This window comes from Pseudarthrobacter sp. MDT1-40-2, assembly GCF_059383595.1.
Window position 1 is genome coordinate 301,087 of record NZ_JBWZCL010000003.1, and the last position, 15,209, is coordinate 316,295.

At 63.9% G+C, this 15,209-nt stretch carries 14 protein-coding genes; all 14 read right to left on the reverse strand.

Annotated elements, in window-relative coordinates; genetic code table 11:
- Position 1: 1 nt before the first annotated feature.
- The 14 genes from AC50X5_RS12065 to AC50X5_RS12130 all read right to left on the reverse strand — a co-directional run bounded on the left by AC50X5_RS12065 (position 2) and on the right by AC50X5_RS12130 (position 15,195).
- Positions 2 to 676: a DivIVA domain-containing protein gene (locus AC50X5_RS12065; protein ID WP_494976321.1), complete on the reverse strand. Its 675-nt coding sequence runs from the start codon at positions 674 to 676 to the stop codon at positions 2 to 4.
- A 123-nt stretch (positions 677 to 799) separates the two neighbouring features.
- A complete protein-coding gene (locus tag AC50X5_RS12070) occupies positions 800 to 1,087 on the reverse strand; it encodes a YggT family protein (protein WP_493985701.1) in 288 nt (95 codons plus the stop codon).
- 122 nt (positions 1,088 to 1,209) lie between these two features.
- Positions 1,210 to 1,740 carry a cell division protein SepF gene (locus AC50X5_RS12075; RefSeq protein ID WP_493985702.1) on the reverse strand — a complete coding sequence of 177 codons (531 nt, stop codon included), beginning with the start codon at positions 1,738 to 1,740 and terminating at the stop codon, positions 1,210 to 1,212.
- Between the two features lie 84 nt (positions 1,741 to 1,824).
- A complete protein-coding gene (locus AC50X5_RS12080) occupies positions 1,825 to 2,592 on the reverse strand; it encodes a YggS family pyridoxal phosphate-dependent enzyme (RefSeq protein ID WP_494976322.1) in 768 nt (255 codons plus the stop codon).
- A complete protein-coding gene (locus AC50X5_RS12085) occupies positions 2,585 to 3,280 on the reverse strand; it encodes a purine nucleoside phosphorylase YfiH/LACC1 family protein (RefSeq protein WP_494976323.1) in 696 nt (231 codons plus the stop codon). The genes AC50X5_RS12080 and AC50X5_RS12085 overlap by 8 nt, the downstream gene beginning before the upstream one ends.
- A gap of 7 nt (positions 3,281 to 3,287) precedes the next feature.
- On the reverse strand, positions 3,288 to 4,514 hold the full coding sequence (ftsZ, locus tag AC50X5_RS12090; protein WP_494976324.1) for a cell division protein FtsZ: 1,227 nt from the start codon (positions 4,512 to 4,514) through the stop codon (positions 3,288 to 3,290).
- Between the two features lie 188 nt (positions 4,515 to 4,702).
- A complete protein-coding gene (locus tag AC50X5_RS12095) occupies positions 4,703 to 5,617 on the reverse strand; it encodes a cell division protein FtsQ/DivIB (protein WP_494976325.1) in 915 nt (304 codons plus the stop codon).
- The gene (gene murC / locus AC50X5_RS12100; RefSeq protein WP_494976326.1) at positions 5,610 to 6,986 is read right to left on the reverse strand and encodes a UDP-N-acetylmuramate--L-alanine ligase; all 1,377 of its coding nucleotides are present in this window, start codon (positions 6,984 to 6,986) and stop codon (positions 5,610 to 5,612) included. The genes AC50X5_RS12095 and murC overlap by 8 nt, the downstream gene beginning before the upstream one ends.
- The gene (gene murG / locus AC50X5_RS12105) at positions 6,983 to 8,083 is read right to left on the reverse strand and encodes an undecaprenyldiphospho-muramoylpentapeptide beta-N-acetylglucosaminyltransferase (RefSeq protein WP_494976327.1); all 1,101 of its coding nucleotides are present in this window, start codon (positions 8,081 to 8,083) and stop codon (positions 6,983 to 6,985) included. Before murG ends, murC begins: the two co-directional genes overlap by 4 nt.
- A gap of 5 nt (positions 8,084 to 8,088) precedes the next feature.
- Positions 8,089 to 9,363, reverse strand: coding sequence for a putative lipid II flippase FtsW (gene ftsW, locus AC50X5_RS12110; protein ID WP_494976328.1), 1,275 nt, complete (start codon positions 9,361 to 9,363; stop codon positions 8,089 to 8,091).
- A gap of 2 nt (positions 9,364 to 9,365) precedes the next feature.
- A complete protein-coding gene (gene murD, locus AC50X5_RS12115; protein WP_494976329.1) occupies positions 9,366 to 10,955 on the reverse strand; it encodes a UDP-N-acetylmuramoyl-L-alanine--D-glutamate ligase in 1,590 nt (529 codons plus the stop codon).
- Positions 10,937 to 12,046 (reverse strand): phospho-N-acetylmuramoyl-pentapeptide-transferase, encoded by a 1,110-nt coding sequence (gene mraY / locus AC50X5_RS12120; RefSeq protein WP_494976330.1) that lies wholly within the window; start codon positions 12,044 to 12,046, stop codon positions 10,937 to 10,939. Before mraY ends, murD begins: the two co-directional genes overlap by 19 nt.
- A complete protein-coding gene (locus AC50X5_RS12125; RefSeq protein WP_494976331.1) occupies positions 12,043 to 13,533 on the reverse strand; it encodes a UDP-N-acetylmuramoyl-tripeptide--D-alanyl-D-alanine ligase in 1,491 nt (496 codons plus the stop codon). Before AC50X5_RS12125 ends, mraY begins: the two co-directional genes overlap by 4 nt.
- Before the next feature lie 6 nt (positions 13,534 to 13,539).
- Positions 13,540 to 15,195, reverse strand: a complete 1,656-nt coding sequence (locus AC50X5_RS12130) for a UDP-N-acetylmuramoyl-L-alanyl-D-glutamate--2,6-diaminopimelate ligase (RefSeq protein ID WP_494976332.1) — start codon at positions 15,193 to 15,195, stop codon at positions 13,540 to 13,542.
- Between the last annotated feature and the right edge of the window lie 14 nt (positions 15,196 to 15,209).

A 15,209-nucleotide genomic window follows, 5' to 3' on the forward strand; every position in this document is an offset into this window, starting at 1 on the left:
ATCAGTTGGCGTCGCTGGACTCAGGGGCAGCAACGGAACCGCGTGCGTCAAGGTCGCGCAGTTGGCCTTCGATGTAGGCCTTGAGGCGTGAGCGGTAGTCACGCTCGAAGCCGCGAAGCTGCTCCACCTTGCGCTCCAGGACCGACCGCTGCTGTTCCAGGGCGCCGAGGATTTTGCGGGACTTCTCCTGTGCATCGTTGACCAGGCTGCTCGCTTCGATCTGCGCCTCGGCGATGATCTTGTCCTTAAGCTCCTGGCCATCGGCAACGTGGCGGTCGTGCATCTGCTGTGCCATAGCGAGCAGGCCTGCAGCGGACTCAGCCGAAACCGAACCGGCCGCTGCCGTGGCGGGCGCCTGCGCGGAAACAGCTGCAACCGGCTCCACTTCCTTCTTTTCCGCCTTGGGAGCGGGCTCAGCCTTGGCTTCCTGCTGCTTCTCCGGCTTGGCGGGAGCGGGTACGCTCTCAACAACCGGTGATGCTGCCGTGGTGTTAGCGCTGGTACCGGAACCGGCTTCGGCGAGCTTCTTGCGAAGTTCGTCGTTTTCCTGGTTCAGGCGCCGCAGTTCGACGACGATTTCGTCCAGGAAGTCGTCAACCTCGTCCTGATCGTAGCCTTCGCGAAACTTGGTCGGCTGAAAGCGCTTGTTGACAACGTCTTCTGGCGTCAAAGCCATCTGGTCACCTCTTGGTCTAGTTAGTCAGTAGGGCCTTCCGGCCGTCCAAAACTACGGTACCTAAATATCGTGTGCTTACTCTAATTCAACACCGTAGTGTCAAACCCGGGTTTTTCCGGAAATTTACGCCAGGCCCCGCGTGATGCCCATCGCGATACTGACCGCGATGAACAGCAACAGGAAGCCCAGATCCAGGCTGATTCCACCCAGTCGCAGCGGCGGGATCAGGCGTCGCAGGACTTTCAAGGGCGGGTCAGTGATGGAGTACACCGTATGCGCCGTGACAAGAGACACGCCCCGTGGCCTCCATTCGCGGGCAAACATCTGCACCCAGTCAAATACCAGGCGGATAATCAGCGCCACGAAGAACAACAACAAAGCAATGTAGACAAGCCCGAAGACTAAACCCATGACTTAACCCATAACTCCGTGTTGATCGCGGACAGACCTGCTGCCCTGGTGGTGGTGTTTCTATTCCAGCACGGATGCCAGACAGTTTCCTGCCTGGCATCCGCGGTGGAAAGCTATCAGGTTCAGCTCTGGTTAAAGAAGCTTGCCTGCGTCTCGCTGACCTTTTTGTCATCGCCGATAACTTCAATGTACGACGGCGACAGCAGGAAAACCTTATTCGTGACGCGTTCGATGCTGCCCCGGAGGCCAAACACGAGGCCGGCAGAGAAATCGACCAGCCGCTTAGCGTCTGACTCCCCCATATCCGTCACGTTCATGATGACGGGAATGCCGTCCCGGAAACTCTCGCCGATCAGCTTGGCATCGTTGTACGAACGCGGGTGGATCGTCGTGATCTGGCGCAATCCGCCAGTCTCTTCGCGGCTGGAGGCCGCACGTTTGATAGGAGTCACAGGTGCGCGGTATTCCTCTTCGGCGGCATGGGATGATTCGCGGACGACCTCGCGAACAGGCGCCGGTGCACGGCGTTCCTCGCGGTCATGTTCCATCGATTCGTCCCCGTCCTTCTGGTGGGTGTGGATCTCGGACTCGTAATGCTCATCGCCATCGGCGAGCCCAAGATAGATCATTGTCTTGCGCAGAGCGCCGGCCATGGTCGACTCCTAATCGTGTCCGAAGGCGGGCCTGCCCATGTGTAGGCAACCGGAGCCCGGCCATTCACTTCCAATACCACGACGCTACCCCACGGCCGGACGCGATCCGAGAATATCGGACCCTATCCTCAGGTGTGTCGCCCCGAACCGCATGGCTGATTCGAGGTCCTGGCTCATGCCGGCGGAAATACCTGCGGCGCCCGGGTGTTCGGACTGCAACCGCGCAGAAATCCCGGCAAGTCTTTCGAACGCTGCATCGGCGGGTGCCCCCAGGGGAGCCACTGCCATCACTCCTGCCAGGCGAAGCAGCGGGGATGAGGAAATGCGCTCTGCCAACTCCGGAACAACATGCGGCGCAGCACCGCCACGCTGCAGATTTCCCGGGTCACGGGCCCGATCATCGGAGCCTTCGTCGAGGTTCACCTGGATGAAGCACTCCAAGGGGGCCCGGCCACTGCGCTCAACCTCGGCCGTCATGGCCTTGTCCAGCGCGCCGGCCAACTGAAGGCGGTCCACCGAGTGGACGGAATGTGCATACTTCACCACAGATTTGGCCTTATTGCTCTGCAGTTGCCCAATAAAATGCCAACGAACCGGACCGGTGATGTCAGGGAACCCGGAAACGTCCGCGGCCTTGGCAGCAGCCTCCTGGTCGCGGTTCTCACCGAAATCGTGGATACCCAGCGAAGCCAGCAGGCTTACATCGGCGGCCGGATGGAACTTCGTCACGACGATCAGCTGCGGGGCCGGCCCGTCGCGGAGGGCGGCCGCAGCCGCAATGCGGCCCTGAACGGCGGCGAGTTTCCTGGCAAGCTGCTCACGGCGGTCCACATCAGGAACACCTTCAGCCATGACTCCACACCAGCCCCGCAAATCGTCCGGCCTGCTGGTTACGGCGGTAGGAGTAAAGCTTCGGTGTTTCAAGAGTGCAGGGCCCCGAGTACTTGATGTCGATGCCGGCAGCTTCCAGTTGGCTCCGGACCCCCTGTGGCAAGTCAAGGGCAGGTGTCCCCCAGCTTGTCTCGGAGGCGGTCCCGGGCACGGCCTGATCCACTTCGGCCTGCATGGCAGGAGGAACCTCGTAGCAACGCCCGCAAATAGATGGGCCAAGCCACGCACTGATCCGCCCTGCCCCTGCTCTGCGCATCTGCACAACTGTGCGCGGGATAACGCCAGCGGCGAGGCCGGGCCGGCCGGCATGGGCGGCGGCCAGAACCGCCGGCCCTGACGTGGTCTCGCCCACCATGATTACCGGGACGCAGTCGGCCACCATCACGGCGAGCGGGACCGCAGAGCTCACCATGGCATCCACAGCAGGCGCGGGGCCGGCAGGTCCGTCCAGCACCGCAACGTCAGCACCGTGAACCTGGTTCATGAACTGGAAACGGCGGGGTGAGATTCCAGCGGCCAACTCAACGGCAGCACGACGCCGGGCAACATCCGCCGCGTCGTCTCCAACGTGCAGCGCGAGGTTCCCAGCGCCGGTGTCAGTGAAAGCGACCGAAACCCCAGGCAGGGCTTCGCTACGCCACAAGAACAAGTGGTGCCTACTTCAGGAAGTCAGGGACATCCAGGTCGTCCGAGTTGCTGCCCGAAAGGTCTGGCTCAACGACTGCGGGAAGGTCGACGTCGAATCCTGAGTCTGCGGGAACGGCTGCCGGACGCTGCTGTCCCCAATTGCTTAGGCCCGCGGCACCCATTCCGGCGTGCACTGGCTGAACCTGCGACAAACGCGAATCAGCCTGCTGGGAAGGAGGTGCGGCAGGTGCGGCAGGACGCTGCGGAGCCGACTGCGGCAGCGACTGGTCCATGGACGGCGACGTGGCTTTGACGTCATCAAATCCGGCGGCGATGACGGTGACACGGGCTTCGTCGCCCAGCGCATCATCGATGACGGCGCCGAAGATGATGTTGGCCTCGGGGTGCGCAACTTCCTGGACCAGTCGTGCGGCCTCGTTGATCTCGAAGAGGCCAAGGTCCGAACCACCCTGGATGGAGAGCAGCACGCCGTGGGCGCCGTCGATGGATGCCTCCAGGAGCGGCGAGGCGATGGCGAGCTCGGCGGCCTTCACCGCGCGGTCCTCACCGCGGGCGGAGCCAATGCCCATCAAAGCCGAACCGGCACCCTGCATGACTGACTTAACGTCGGCAAAGTCGAGGTTGATCAAGCCGGGAGTGGTGATGAGGTCCGTGATGCCCTGCACGCCGGACAGCAGGACCTGGTCCGCTGAACGGAAGGCGTCCAGGACGGAGACGTTGCGGTCGCTGATGGACAGCAAGCGGTCGTTGGGGATGACGATGAGGGTATCGACTTCGTCCCGGAGCGCGTCGATGCCGGCCTCGGCGGAACCGGCGCGGCGGCGGCCCTCGAAGGTGAAGGGACGTGTGACGACGCCGATGGTCAGCGCGCCCAGAGAACGTGCGATCCGTGCGACGACGGGGGCACCGCCGGTTCCCGTGCCACCACCTTCGCCTGCGGTAACGAACACCATGTCAGCCCCGCGGATGACTTCCTCGATCTCATCGGCATGGTCTTCCGCGGCCTGCTTACCCACCTCCGGGTTGGCGCCGGCCCCGAGGCCCCTGGTGAGTTCCCGGCCAACGTCAAGCTTGACGTCGGCGTCACTCATAAGGAGGGCCTGGGCGTCGGTGTTGATGGCGATGAACTCGACTCCGCGGAGGCCAACCTCGATCATCCGGTTGACTGCGTTCACGCCACCGCCGCCGATGCCGACGACCTTGATGACGGCCAAGTAATTCTGCGGTGCTGCCACGTTACGTGTCCCTTGTTCGTGTCCTGTTGCGAAATCTGCTGGAGTCGAGCTTGAAGCCAGCAACCTTAACCCTCGACCTGAAGGTTACAGTTATGTCAAGTAACTCTTGTCTGTGACGCTATTTCCTATGCTTCCCACATTCAATAACCGCCCCCGCGTGTCGTGGTAATCCACAGTATTTTCGCCGCTTAGCGGGTTACGGGGTTGCGGGGCGCGCTGACATCGTAGATCCTCACTGGATTCTCCGGGTCCACCGGGACCTGCAGCAGCGCCTGCAATACCTTGGCCTTCAGCTCGCGCTCCTCCGCGTTGCCCCAGACCACCGTCTGCCCGTCGATGAGTTTGAGCTCCACGGCGTCCACCGACTGGGCTGTTGCATTCGAGAGCCGGGCGAGGATTTCCGGGGGCAAGGCGCCCAACACCGCCGCCGTTGCCTGGAACAGCTCCTGTCCAATGGCTCCGGCGCCGCCATCGATCACAGGGAGGGCCGTTGACGCCGGGTCCGCGATGGTGGCCAGCTGGACGCCATCAACATCAACCATCAGGTACTGCTCCCCCTGCTTGACCAGCGCCACCGGCACCCGCTCCTGGATTTTCACCACCAACTCGGACGGCGGCCGTGCCTGCACGCTGACGTCCTTCACCTGGACCAGCGGCACAAGAAGCGCCTTTACCTCAGCCTCTGCCACCTGCGGCAACGGAACGCCCTGCACCGGCTGGAGTGCCGCCTGGACCTGATCGGCAGTGAGCAGCTGGGTGCCGGAGACCGTGACCGTCCGGATAGCCAGGACCGGCGAAAACACAGCAGCAGCAATAATTCCGGCCGTCAAGGCCGCTGCAATGCACGCTGCCAGAAGGATGTTGCGACGCAGCCGCTTTCCCCGGGGTTCAGGAAAGGCGAGGATGCTTGCTCCTGCCGGACTCCCCGGCACTTTGCTGCTGACGGTGGAATCGGGCGGGCCGGGAAGATCCCTCGACGCCGAAATAACACCGGTGCCAGCGGATTTCCCGGCGGTACCGGTGGAGCTTCGAGTACCGGAACTGTCGCCGTCCGGGCCGGCGTACTTGTCCCGCGGAACGGGCGGTTTCCGTCCGCTAGCCATCCAGCGCCTCCACGATCAGTGGCCCGTAAGAGGTGACGTCGCCCGCGCCAACCGTCAGGACAATGTCACCGTCGACGGCGACAACTGCAACTGCGTTGACGGCATCCCCGGCGCTCACCAGCCGGCCGCCCGCGCCGAGGCGCCGGGTGATCAGTTCACTGCTCACCCCCGGAATCGGGTCCTCCCGGGCGGGATAGATGTCCAACACCAGGGACGAATCCGCAAGCTTCAACGCCTCCGCGAATTCATCAGCAAATTCCCTCGTCCGTGAAAACAGGTGCGGCTGGAACAGGACATGGACCTTGTTGTTCCCCGCCACACTCCGGGCGGCCGCAATAGCCGCCCGGACTTCGGTGGGGTGGTGTGCGTAGTCGTCGTAAACCCGAACACCCCGGGCAGCGCCCTTGAACTCGAACCTGCGCGAGGCGCCGGAGAACTGCTCGAGGGCGGCGGCAGCAGCGTTCAGGGGTACACCAAGCTCCAGGGCAACTGCCACCGCTGCTGCGGCGTTGAGGGCATTGTGCCGCCCCGGCACTTGCAGCTTGAGCGGGTAGCGTGCTTCACCTGCACTGACCCACACCTGCCCCGGGCCGCCGTCATCAATTCTCACGTCAGCGTCCTGGCCTGTCCCATAGCGGACCACACGGCTACTTCCCCGGGCGGCCGTCCGGGAGGCCAGGGCTTCTGCCCCGGCGTCATCAGCACAGGCAATGAGCGTCCCGTCCGCGGGAAGGAGCTCACTGAATTTGTCGAAGGATGCGTAAACGGCCTCCGCCGTGCCGTAGTGGTCCAGATGGTCGGGCTCAACATTCGTCACGACGGCGATCTGCGGCCGGTAGTTCAGGAAGGAACCATCCGACTCATCGGCTTCGGCAACAAAAATGTCCGTGGTACCGTCAGCAGCGTTTACGCCGAGTGCCGGGACGTTGGCACCGATGGCGAACGACGGATCCAGTCCGGCGCCGCGGAGCAGCACGGTGATCATGGACGTAGTGGTGGACTTGCCATGCGTACCGGCAACGGCAACTACTGTATCGGTGGACATCACAGCGGCCAGGGCCTCCGAACGGTGCAACACCGTGAGGCCGGCTTCCCGCGCGGCCGACAGTTCAGGGTTGTCCTGCCGGATGGCCGAACCCGCTACTACCGTCGTGGCATCACCAAGGTTCGCAGCATCGTATCCAACGGTGATCCGGGCACCCGCCGCGGCGAGCTCTGTCATGACAGGCAGGTCCTTGGCGTCCGATCCGCTGACGGGCACCCCCCTGGCCACCATGATGCGGGCTACCGCGGACATCCCCACGCCACCTACGCCGATGAAGTGGATCCGGCCCAGGGAACTGATGCCGTCTGAGGCTGGTGTTGTCATGCTGATACCGCTTCCAGGACAAGATCAGCCATCCGCTGATCAGCGTTTCGGATTCCTAAGGTGTAGGCCGCGCTGCTCATCGCCTTAAGCCGGGCTGAATCCCGGAGCAGGGGCAGCAGTGACGCCTGGACCCACCCGGGCGTGAACTCCCGGTCCGCCACGAGTACAGCTCCGCCTGCGCGAACCAGTCCCCCGGCATTGAGGGCCTGCTCGCCGTTGCCGATAGGCAGCGGAACCAGGACAGCGGGAAGGCCCACTGCGGCCACCTCGCTGACCGTGGCTGCGCCCGCCCGGGCCAGCAGCAGGTCAGCCGCGGCATAGACCTGTTCCATGCCGTCCACATATTCAATTTGGTGATAGTTGGCTGCCGCCAGCAAGGAGCCGTCCCCGGCAAGCACAGCCTTGCCGCGACCCGTGATGTGGAGGGTTTGGATTCCGGCGGCGGCAAGTGCCGGCAGGGACGCAGCAATGGTCCTGTTGATCGATTGCGCGCCGGATGAGCCGCCGGTCACGATCAAGGTGGGAAGATCCGGGGCCAGGCCCAGTGACTCGCGGGCTGCCGCCTGGGCAGCTGTCCTGTCGAGGCCGGATACGCGCGTACGCATGGGCATGCCAACGTGCCGGGCCCCACGCAGGGGCGTACCCTCGAATGCAACGCCGACATGCGTGGCAAACAGGGCCCCCACCCGGTTTGCCAGGCCTGGCCGGGCGTTGGCCTCGTGGACGACGATGGGAATCCGTCTTTTCCGGGCTGCCAGGTACATCGGGGTACAGACGTAGCCGCCCACGCCCACCAGGACATCGGCCGCTGCCTCATCAAGAATCGCACCGGCCTGCCTGACAGCTCCGGCCATCCTGCCCGGCAGGCGCAGCAGGTCGATGGAAGGGCGCCGTGGAAACGGCACGCGGTCGATGGTCTGCAGCGGCAGACCGGCCGCCGGGACCAGACGCGTCTCCATGCCGGCGGCCGTGCCAACGGCCACAAGGCGGACGTCGGTCCGGGCAGACTGCAGGGCGGCTGCGATGGCAAGCAGGGGGCTGATATGTCCTGCGGTGCCCCCGCCTGCGAGGACGATGGACGGTGCTGTGGAAGTCATGGAAATTACTTACGCTTTCTTGCGGCGGATTGTTTCGCGGGCCCGGTCCCTGCAACTGCTGCGCTGCCAAACCCCAGGAGGCGCTTTGAACGGATCACTGGATCCATCTGTTCCCTGGCGAGCGATAGGACCACACCAATGGCGCACAGCGACATCAGCAACGCCGACCCGCCGTAGGAGATAAAGGGCAGCGGCACGCCGATCACCGGCATCAGGCCGGTCACCACCGCCATGTTGACGGTGGCCTGGCCGAGGAGCCACACCATGATGGTGCCGGCGAGGACGCGGTGGAAGGGGTCCTGCTGGGCCACCACCACGCGGTAGATGGCGGCACCAAGGATGGCAAACAGGATCAGTACGACGCCGGTACCCACCAGGCCGAGTTCCTCACCGATGATGGCGAAAATGAAGTCGTTGTGGGCTTCAGGAATCCAACTGTACTTCTGCCGGCTCTGTCCAAGTCCTACGCCGAACCAGCCTCCCGATGCCAGGCCGTAGAGGCCGTGCATTGCCTGATAGTTGGCGTCTGTATCGGTGGCGTCCTCGCCTGTCCACCAGGAGGTGATGCGGCGCACGCGGTTGGCGTTGGTCAGCGCCATCACCAAAACCCCGACGATCGCTGCGATGGCTGCTATACCGAAGAAGTACAGCCTGACTCCGGCGAAGAACAGCGCCGCGGCGGCAACCATGACAATGATCATGACGGTTCCGAGGTCTTTCCCCGCAAGTACCAGGCCAATGATAATTCCGGCAACGGGAACGACCGGGATGAAGGCGTGCCATCCGCGCTCCACGAGCCGGCCCTTCCGCGCCAATACGGTGGCCATCCACAGTGCCAGGGCCAGCTTCGCCGCTTCCGAAGGCTGGAACGTGAATCCCTCGACTTCAATCCAGTTCTTGTTTCCGTTAACGTCTTTACCGATCAGCAACACCAGGACCAGGAGCGCGCACGCCAAACCAATGGCCGGCCAGGCAAGTCGCTTCAGCCAGGTGACATTGATGCGGGACAGGATAAACATCACTGCCAGGCCGACGATTGCGAAGATTCCCTGTTTGATGGCATCACCGTAGGGAGATTCACCGGCAGCAATGGATTCGACGCTGGAGGCGGACAGCACCATCATGATGCCGATCGCGGTGAGGGCGATCGTTGAACCGAGGATCAGGTAGTAAGTGGAGCCATTCCGGGAGGTACCCGTACCTTCCAGTGCAGCCCAGAAATTCCGGTACCACTCCATCGGGTTCACCGCCATGGCCCGTTTTGTGGGAGTGCTTGCCATCGTCACTCCTCGCCGGTGTGGGCCTGCCCTTCCACCAGCTCGCGGACAGCTTCGATGAAGGCGTCACCACGGTGAGCATAGGAAGAGAATTGATCCATTGATGCAGCCGCCGGGGCCATCAGGACGACGTCCCCTGGTGCGGCAAGCTGCGCTGCTGCCGCCACGGCCCGGGACATCACCGCTTCACCGGATTCCTCGGGACCTGTTGCCGTAGCGCGGTCTCCGCCCGTCGTGGCAGTCTGCATATTTTCAGTCTGGCCCGCCGAAGCCGTGATCACCGGGACATCAGGCGCGTGTCTCCGAAGCGCCTCCTGCAGCGGGGCCGGGTCCGTGCCCAGCAGGACAACGCCCTTCAACCGGCCGGAGTGGTCCCGCACCAGGTCCTCATAGCTCACGCCCTTGGAGAGTCCACCGGCAATCCAGACCACGCCGCTGAAAGAAGCCAACGAGGCTGCAGCAGCGTGCGGATTGGTGGCCTTGGAGTCGTTGACCCAGAGGACGTCGTTCATCCTGGCGACGGGCTGGATACGGTGATCACCGGGGAGGTAGCTGCGGATCCCCTGCCTGACGGCGTCCGGAGCGACCCCGTAGGCGCGCACGAGGGCGGCAGCAGCAAGGGCATTGGCCACCATGTGCCGCGGGGCTACCCTGCCCAGGTCCGGGATGGAGGCAAGCTCGGCTGCACTGTCCTTGCGCTGTTCAATGAAGGCGCGGTCCACCAGGAGGTCTTCGACGAGACCCAGCATGCTGACCGCGGGAGTGAGCGTCGTGAAGCCTACCGCCCGGCAGCCCTCGACGACGTCGGCGTTTTCCACCATCCGTTCGGTTTCAATCTGCTCCGCGTTGTAGATGCAGGCCTTCTGGGTATGTTCGTAAACCTTCGCCTTGTCCGCCAGGTACGAACCATAGGAACCGTGCCAGTCCACGTGGTCTTCGGCGACGTTCAGGCAAACGCTGGCCACGGGAGACAGGGAATGCGCCCAGTGGAGCTGGAAGCTGGACAGTTCCACCGCGAGGACGTCGTACTCCACGGGGTCGCGCAAAGCGTCGAGGATTGGCGTGCCCACGTTTCCTACCGCTATCGCCTTCAGGCCGGCGGCCTGAAGCATGGATTCGGTGAGGCCCACAGTAGTGGTCTTGCCATTGGTTCCCGTGATGCAAAGCCAGTCGGCGGTCTTACGGCCGGCCCGTTCGCGAACGCGCCAGGCCAGCTCCACATCTCCCCACACCGGAATATGCCTGCGCGCTGCGGAGGCGAGCAGGGCCTGGTCAGGACGCCACCCTGGCGAGGTCACGATCAGTTCAGGCCACTCGCCGTCGACCTTTGGGACAGACTGGACGGCATCCTCGCCGAGGAGGACATCCGCGGCACCCACAATGCGCAGGGTGTCTGCCTGGGCTTTGGCCCGTTCGGTAGTGGCCGCGTCCGCCACCACTACCCTGGCACCCAGTTCAATGAGGGTGTCGGCGGCGGCGAACCCGGAAACACCGATGCCCGTGACCACTACTTTCAGCCCTGCCCAGTCGGCGTCCCAACTGGTGAGGTTATTCAGTCTATCGATGATGGCGGAGTTCACAGGAGGACGACCCATTCGGCGTAGAAGATGCCCAGTCCCATGGCAACGAACAGGCCACCGAGGATCCAGAACCTGACCACTACGGTGACCTCGGCCCAGCCTTTAAGTTCGAAGTGGTGCTGCAAGGGCGCCATCTTGAAGAAGCGCTTGCCACCAGTTGCTTTGAAGTAGCCCACCTGGATGATGACGGAAAGGGTGATCAGGACAAACAGGCCACCGATGAACCCGAGCAGCAGTTCGGTGCGCGAAAGGATGGCAAATCCGGCCACTGCCCCGCCAATAGCCAGTGAGCCTGTGTCACCCATGAAAATCTTGGCCGGCGAGGTGTTCCACCACAGGAATCCAACGAGTGCAGCGCTGATGATGGCTGCCAGCAGCGCCAGGTCCAGGGGATCCCGCACCGTGTAACAGCCACCACCTGCCTGGCGGGGTGAGCCACAGGCCTGGTTGCTCTGCCAGATTCCCATCAGGGTGTAGGCGCCGAAGACCATGACCGAGGCACCGGCGGCAAGGCCGTCCAACCCGTCGGTCAGGTTCACGCCGTTGGTGGCTGCCGTGACGATCAGGTTGGACCACAGGACAAACAGAATGGCGCCCAGCACCGTGCCGCCAAAGGCAAGGTCCAGCCATGGAATATCGCGGACCAGGGATATCCGGGTTGACGCGGGCGTCAGGCCGTCCTCATCGGGAAAGTTCAGCGCCAGGACGGCGAAGATGATGCCCACCGCCCCCTGCAGGATCAGTTTGGCCTTGGCGTTCAGGCCCAGGCTGCGCTGCCGGGAAATCTTGATGAAGTCGTCCAGGAACCCCACCAGGCCCATACCGACCATCAGGAACAGGAGGATCAACGCCGAGACTGATGGTCCGGGAGAGCTCGGATTAATCATCCACATGATCACGTGCGTCAGTCCGTAACCCAGCAGGACAGCGCCAACCACCACGGTTCCGCCCATGGTGGGTGTACCGCGCTTGGTGTGGTGGGAGGTGGGTCCGTCATCCCTGATGAACTGGCCGTAGCTTTTGCGCACCAGGAGCCGGATGAACAGCGGGGTTCCTACCAGTGCCAGGAGCAAAGCCAGCCCGGCGCCAATCAAAAGTGCAATCACAGCAGGGCGCTCCCGTCGTGGGCTGTAGCTTCGGCGTGTGGAGGTAATGCTATCCGATCGCCCAAATGCCTCAGGCCGATGTCGCGGGATGATTTGAACAGGACAAGGTCCCCCGGGAGCAGTTCTGCTGACAGGATCTGGTAGGCCTCGTCAAGGGTTTCGGCGAAGATGCATTCGTCGCCCCAGGAACCTTCCTGGACTGCGGAGACATAGAGGGCCCGGGCTTCCCGGCCCACTACCAGGAGGCGTGAGATATTCAGCCGGACCACCTGTGTGCCCACAGCAGTGTGCTCCCGGATGGAGTCCTCCCCCAGTTCCAGCATGGCGCCGAGGACTGCCCAGGTGCGGCGTCCCTGGCCCAGATCCGCCAGGGTACGCAGTGCGGCCCTCATCGATTCAGGGTTGGCGTTATAGGCGTCGTTGATGACGGTCACGCCGTCGGCACGCTCCGTGCGCTCCATCCGCCAACGACTGGCGGTCCCCTGGCTGCTCAGTGCAGTGGCGATCCGGTCTGCAGGAACCCCCGCTGCGTGCGCGGCGGCAGCGGCGGCCAGGAGGTTGGCTACGTGATGGACGCCGATCAGCTGACTCGCCACGGCCACCGATTCGACGGCGCCCGGCACGAAGAGCTCAAAAACCGGATTGCCGGCCTCGTTTGTATCAACGGCAGCAGCCCGCAGGACGGCGTTGTCCTGAACCACGTTTTTCCGTTCCGCATCCTGGATTGCAGTGAACCCCAGCACCTTCGCCCGGGTGCGCGATGCCATGGCCGCCACTCGCTGGTCATCGAGGTTCAGCACCGCCGTACCGTCTTCGGCAAGGGCTTCGACCAACTCACCCTTTGCCTTGGCAATGTTTTCGACGCCGCCGAACTCGCCGGAGTGGGCGGAGCCAACGCCCAGAACCACTCCAATGTCAGGGGCCACCATTCCGGCCAGGTATCTGATGTGCCCGATTCGTGTAGCTCCCATTTCGATCACCAGGTAGCGGGTGTCCGCGTCTGCCGCCAAAACAGTCAGCGGGACGCCAACTTCGCCGTTATAGGAGCCCTGGGGAGCCACGGTTGGACCCTCCGCGGAGAACAGGCCGGCCAGGAGGTCCTTGGTGGTGGTCTTCCCTGCGGATCCCGTAATGCCGATCACCGTGAAGTCCGCGCCTGCTGCGGCGCGCTCCGCCCGGATGCGTCGAACGGCTTCGCGGGCAAGGTCGCCCATGGCCAGCACGGCATCAGGCACGATCACTGCGGGGTAATCACTGCCATCAGGCGACGGGACAGGCCGCTCGGCGAGCGTCAGTACTGCTCCACGCTCGAAGGCGGCGGCGGTAAAATCATGCCCGTCCGCGTGCTCGCCGGGCTTGGCCACGTACAACGCGCCAGCGCCCGCTTCCCGCGAGTCGGTCACAATCGACGTCGGCACAACGGCCGGGTCTGCAGTGAGGCGGCCATGGGTGATATCGGCGATTTCCGCCGCAGTAAATGCAATCATCTCGGTTTAGGACTCTATCCGCTCGTCTTGGAGAACGTTGAATCCCCTGGCTGTCAAGGCAGCCCGCAGCTCAACTCTGTCGTCGAGGGCCAGGTTGACTCCTTTGACTTCCTGCCACACCTCATGCCCTCGGCCGGCCACCAGGATCGTGTCAAGAGGGCCTGCCAGCTCCACGGCCCGACGTATGGCTTCTGCGCGCGGGAAAATGTCCAGGATCACGCATCCGAGGTTCTGCTCGTCCCGTGCCTTGATGGCACCGGCGAGGACGTCGGCGCGGATTGCTGCGGCATCCTCGTCGTGCGGATCATCGTCTGTGACAATCACAACGTCCGCGCCCTCGGCTGCAATGGCACCCATGCCGGGCCGCTTTCCCTGGTCCCGCTGGCCGGTGGCGCCAAAGACAACAATCAGCTTCCCTTCGGCGGCGGGCGGACGCACGGCTTCCAGGGCCCGGGCAAGGGCGTCGGGGTTGTGCGCAAAATCGACGACGGCGGCGGGCCGGGTTGCCACCAGCTGCATCCGTCCGGGGACGGCAACCATAAAGGGATCATGGGTGTCCAGCGTCCGCTGGAGCTCATCCGGAGCCACACCGGAGGCCAGGACCATCAGGGTGGCGAGGGCGGCGTTGGAGACGTTAAAGGCCCCCGGAAGGCCGCAGTGGACTGTGACTTCCACCCCGTCCGGCCCACTCAGGGTGAACTCCGTACCCAGGTCCCTGGGCCGCTGGGTCGAGACAGTCCAGTCAGCGGCAGTCGTTGCCCCGGAACCTGTGGCAAGTGTCACTACAGGTATCACGGCCTGGCCTGCCAGTTGCCTTCCCCAGGCATCATCCACGGTGACAACGGCCGTCCGCGCCCTGGCCGGAGTGAACAGCTCCGCCTTGGTACGGAAGTACTCCTCCAGCGTTCCGTGCAGGTCGAGGTGATCCTGCGTCAGGTTGGTAAATCCGGCAACATCGAAGGTCACTGCGTCCACGCGATGGAATTGCAGCGCGTGCGAAGAAACTTCCATCGACGCTGCATCGAGGCCGCGTTCCCGCATCAACGCCAGGAGGGCATGAACGTCCGGCGACTCCGGCGTGGTGAGGAGGCTGGGGATCGGGGCGGCTCCTGCCAGGATTTCGATCGTGCCGATCAACCCCGGCCTCTTCCCCAGTGCGCGAAGGAGAGAGTTGATGAAGTACGTCGTAGTGGTCTTGCCATTTGTACCGGTGACCGCGAACAGCCGGAGGTCACTTCCGCTGGACTGGCCGCGGTAAATCCGGGCAGCGAGCCGGCCGACATCACGGCGTGGTTCACTGGCCACCACCACCGGCACCTTCATGCCTTCATCCAGCGCAAGGATGCGTGCACCGGCGTCGTCAGTCAGAACGGCGGCGGCACCCCGCTCCACTGCCTGCGCCACAAAGTCGGCTCCATGACGCGAAGCGCCCTGCAGGGCCACATAGAGGTCACCTGGCTGCACCGTGCGGGAGTTCAGGGAAATACCGGTAACGGCAGCGGCACCGGTGGCGCCAGCCAGTTCCACGCCGACGACAGCGGCCAGTTCAGCCAGCGGGACAGGGCGGACCGATGAAGGCCGGAAGGCGGAACCGCCCTCGCCCTCAGGCGCTGGGGCTTTCGCCGCTTCCGGGGACGGGCCACGTCCGTTGGTGCCGGGCATTACTGGTTCTGACA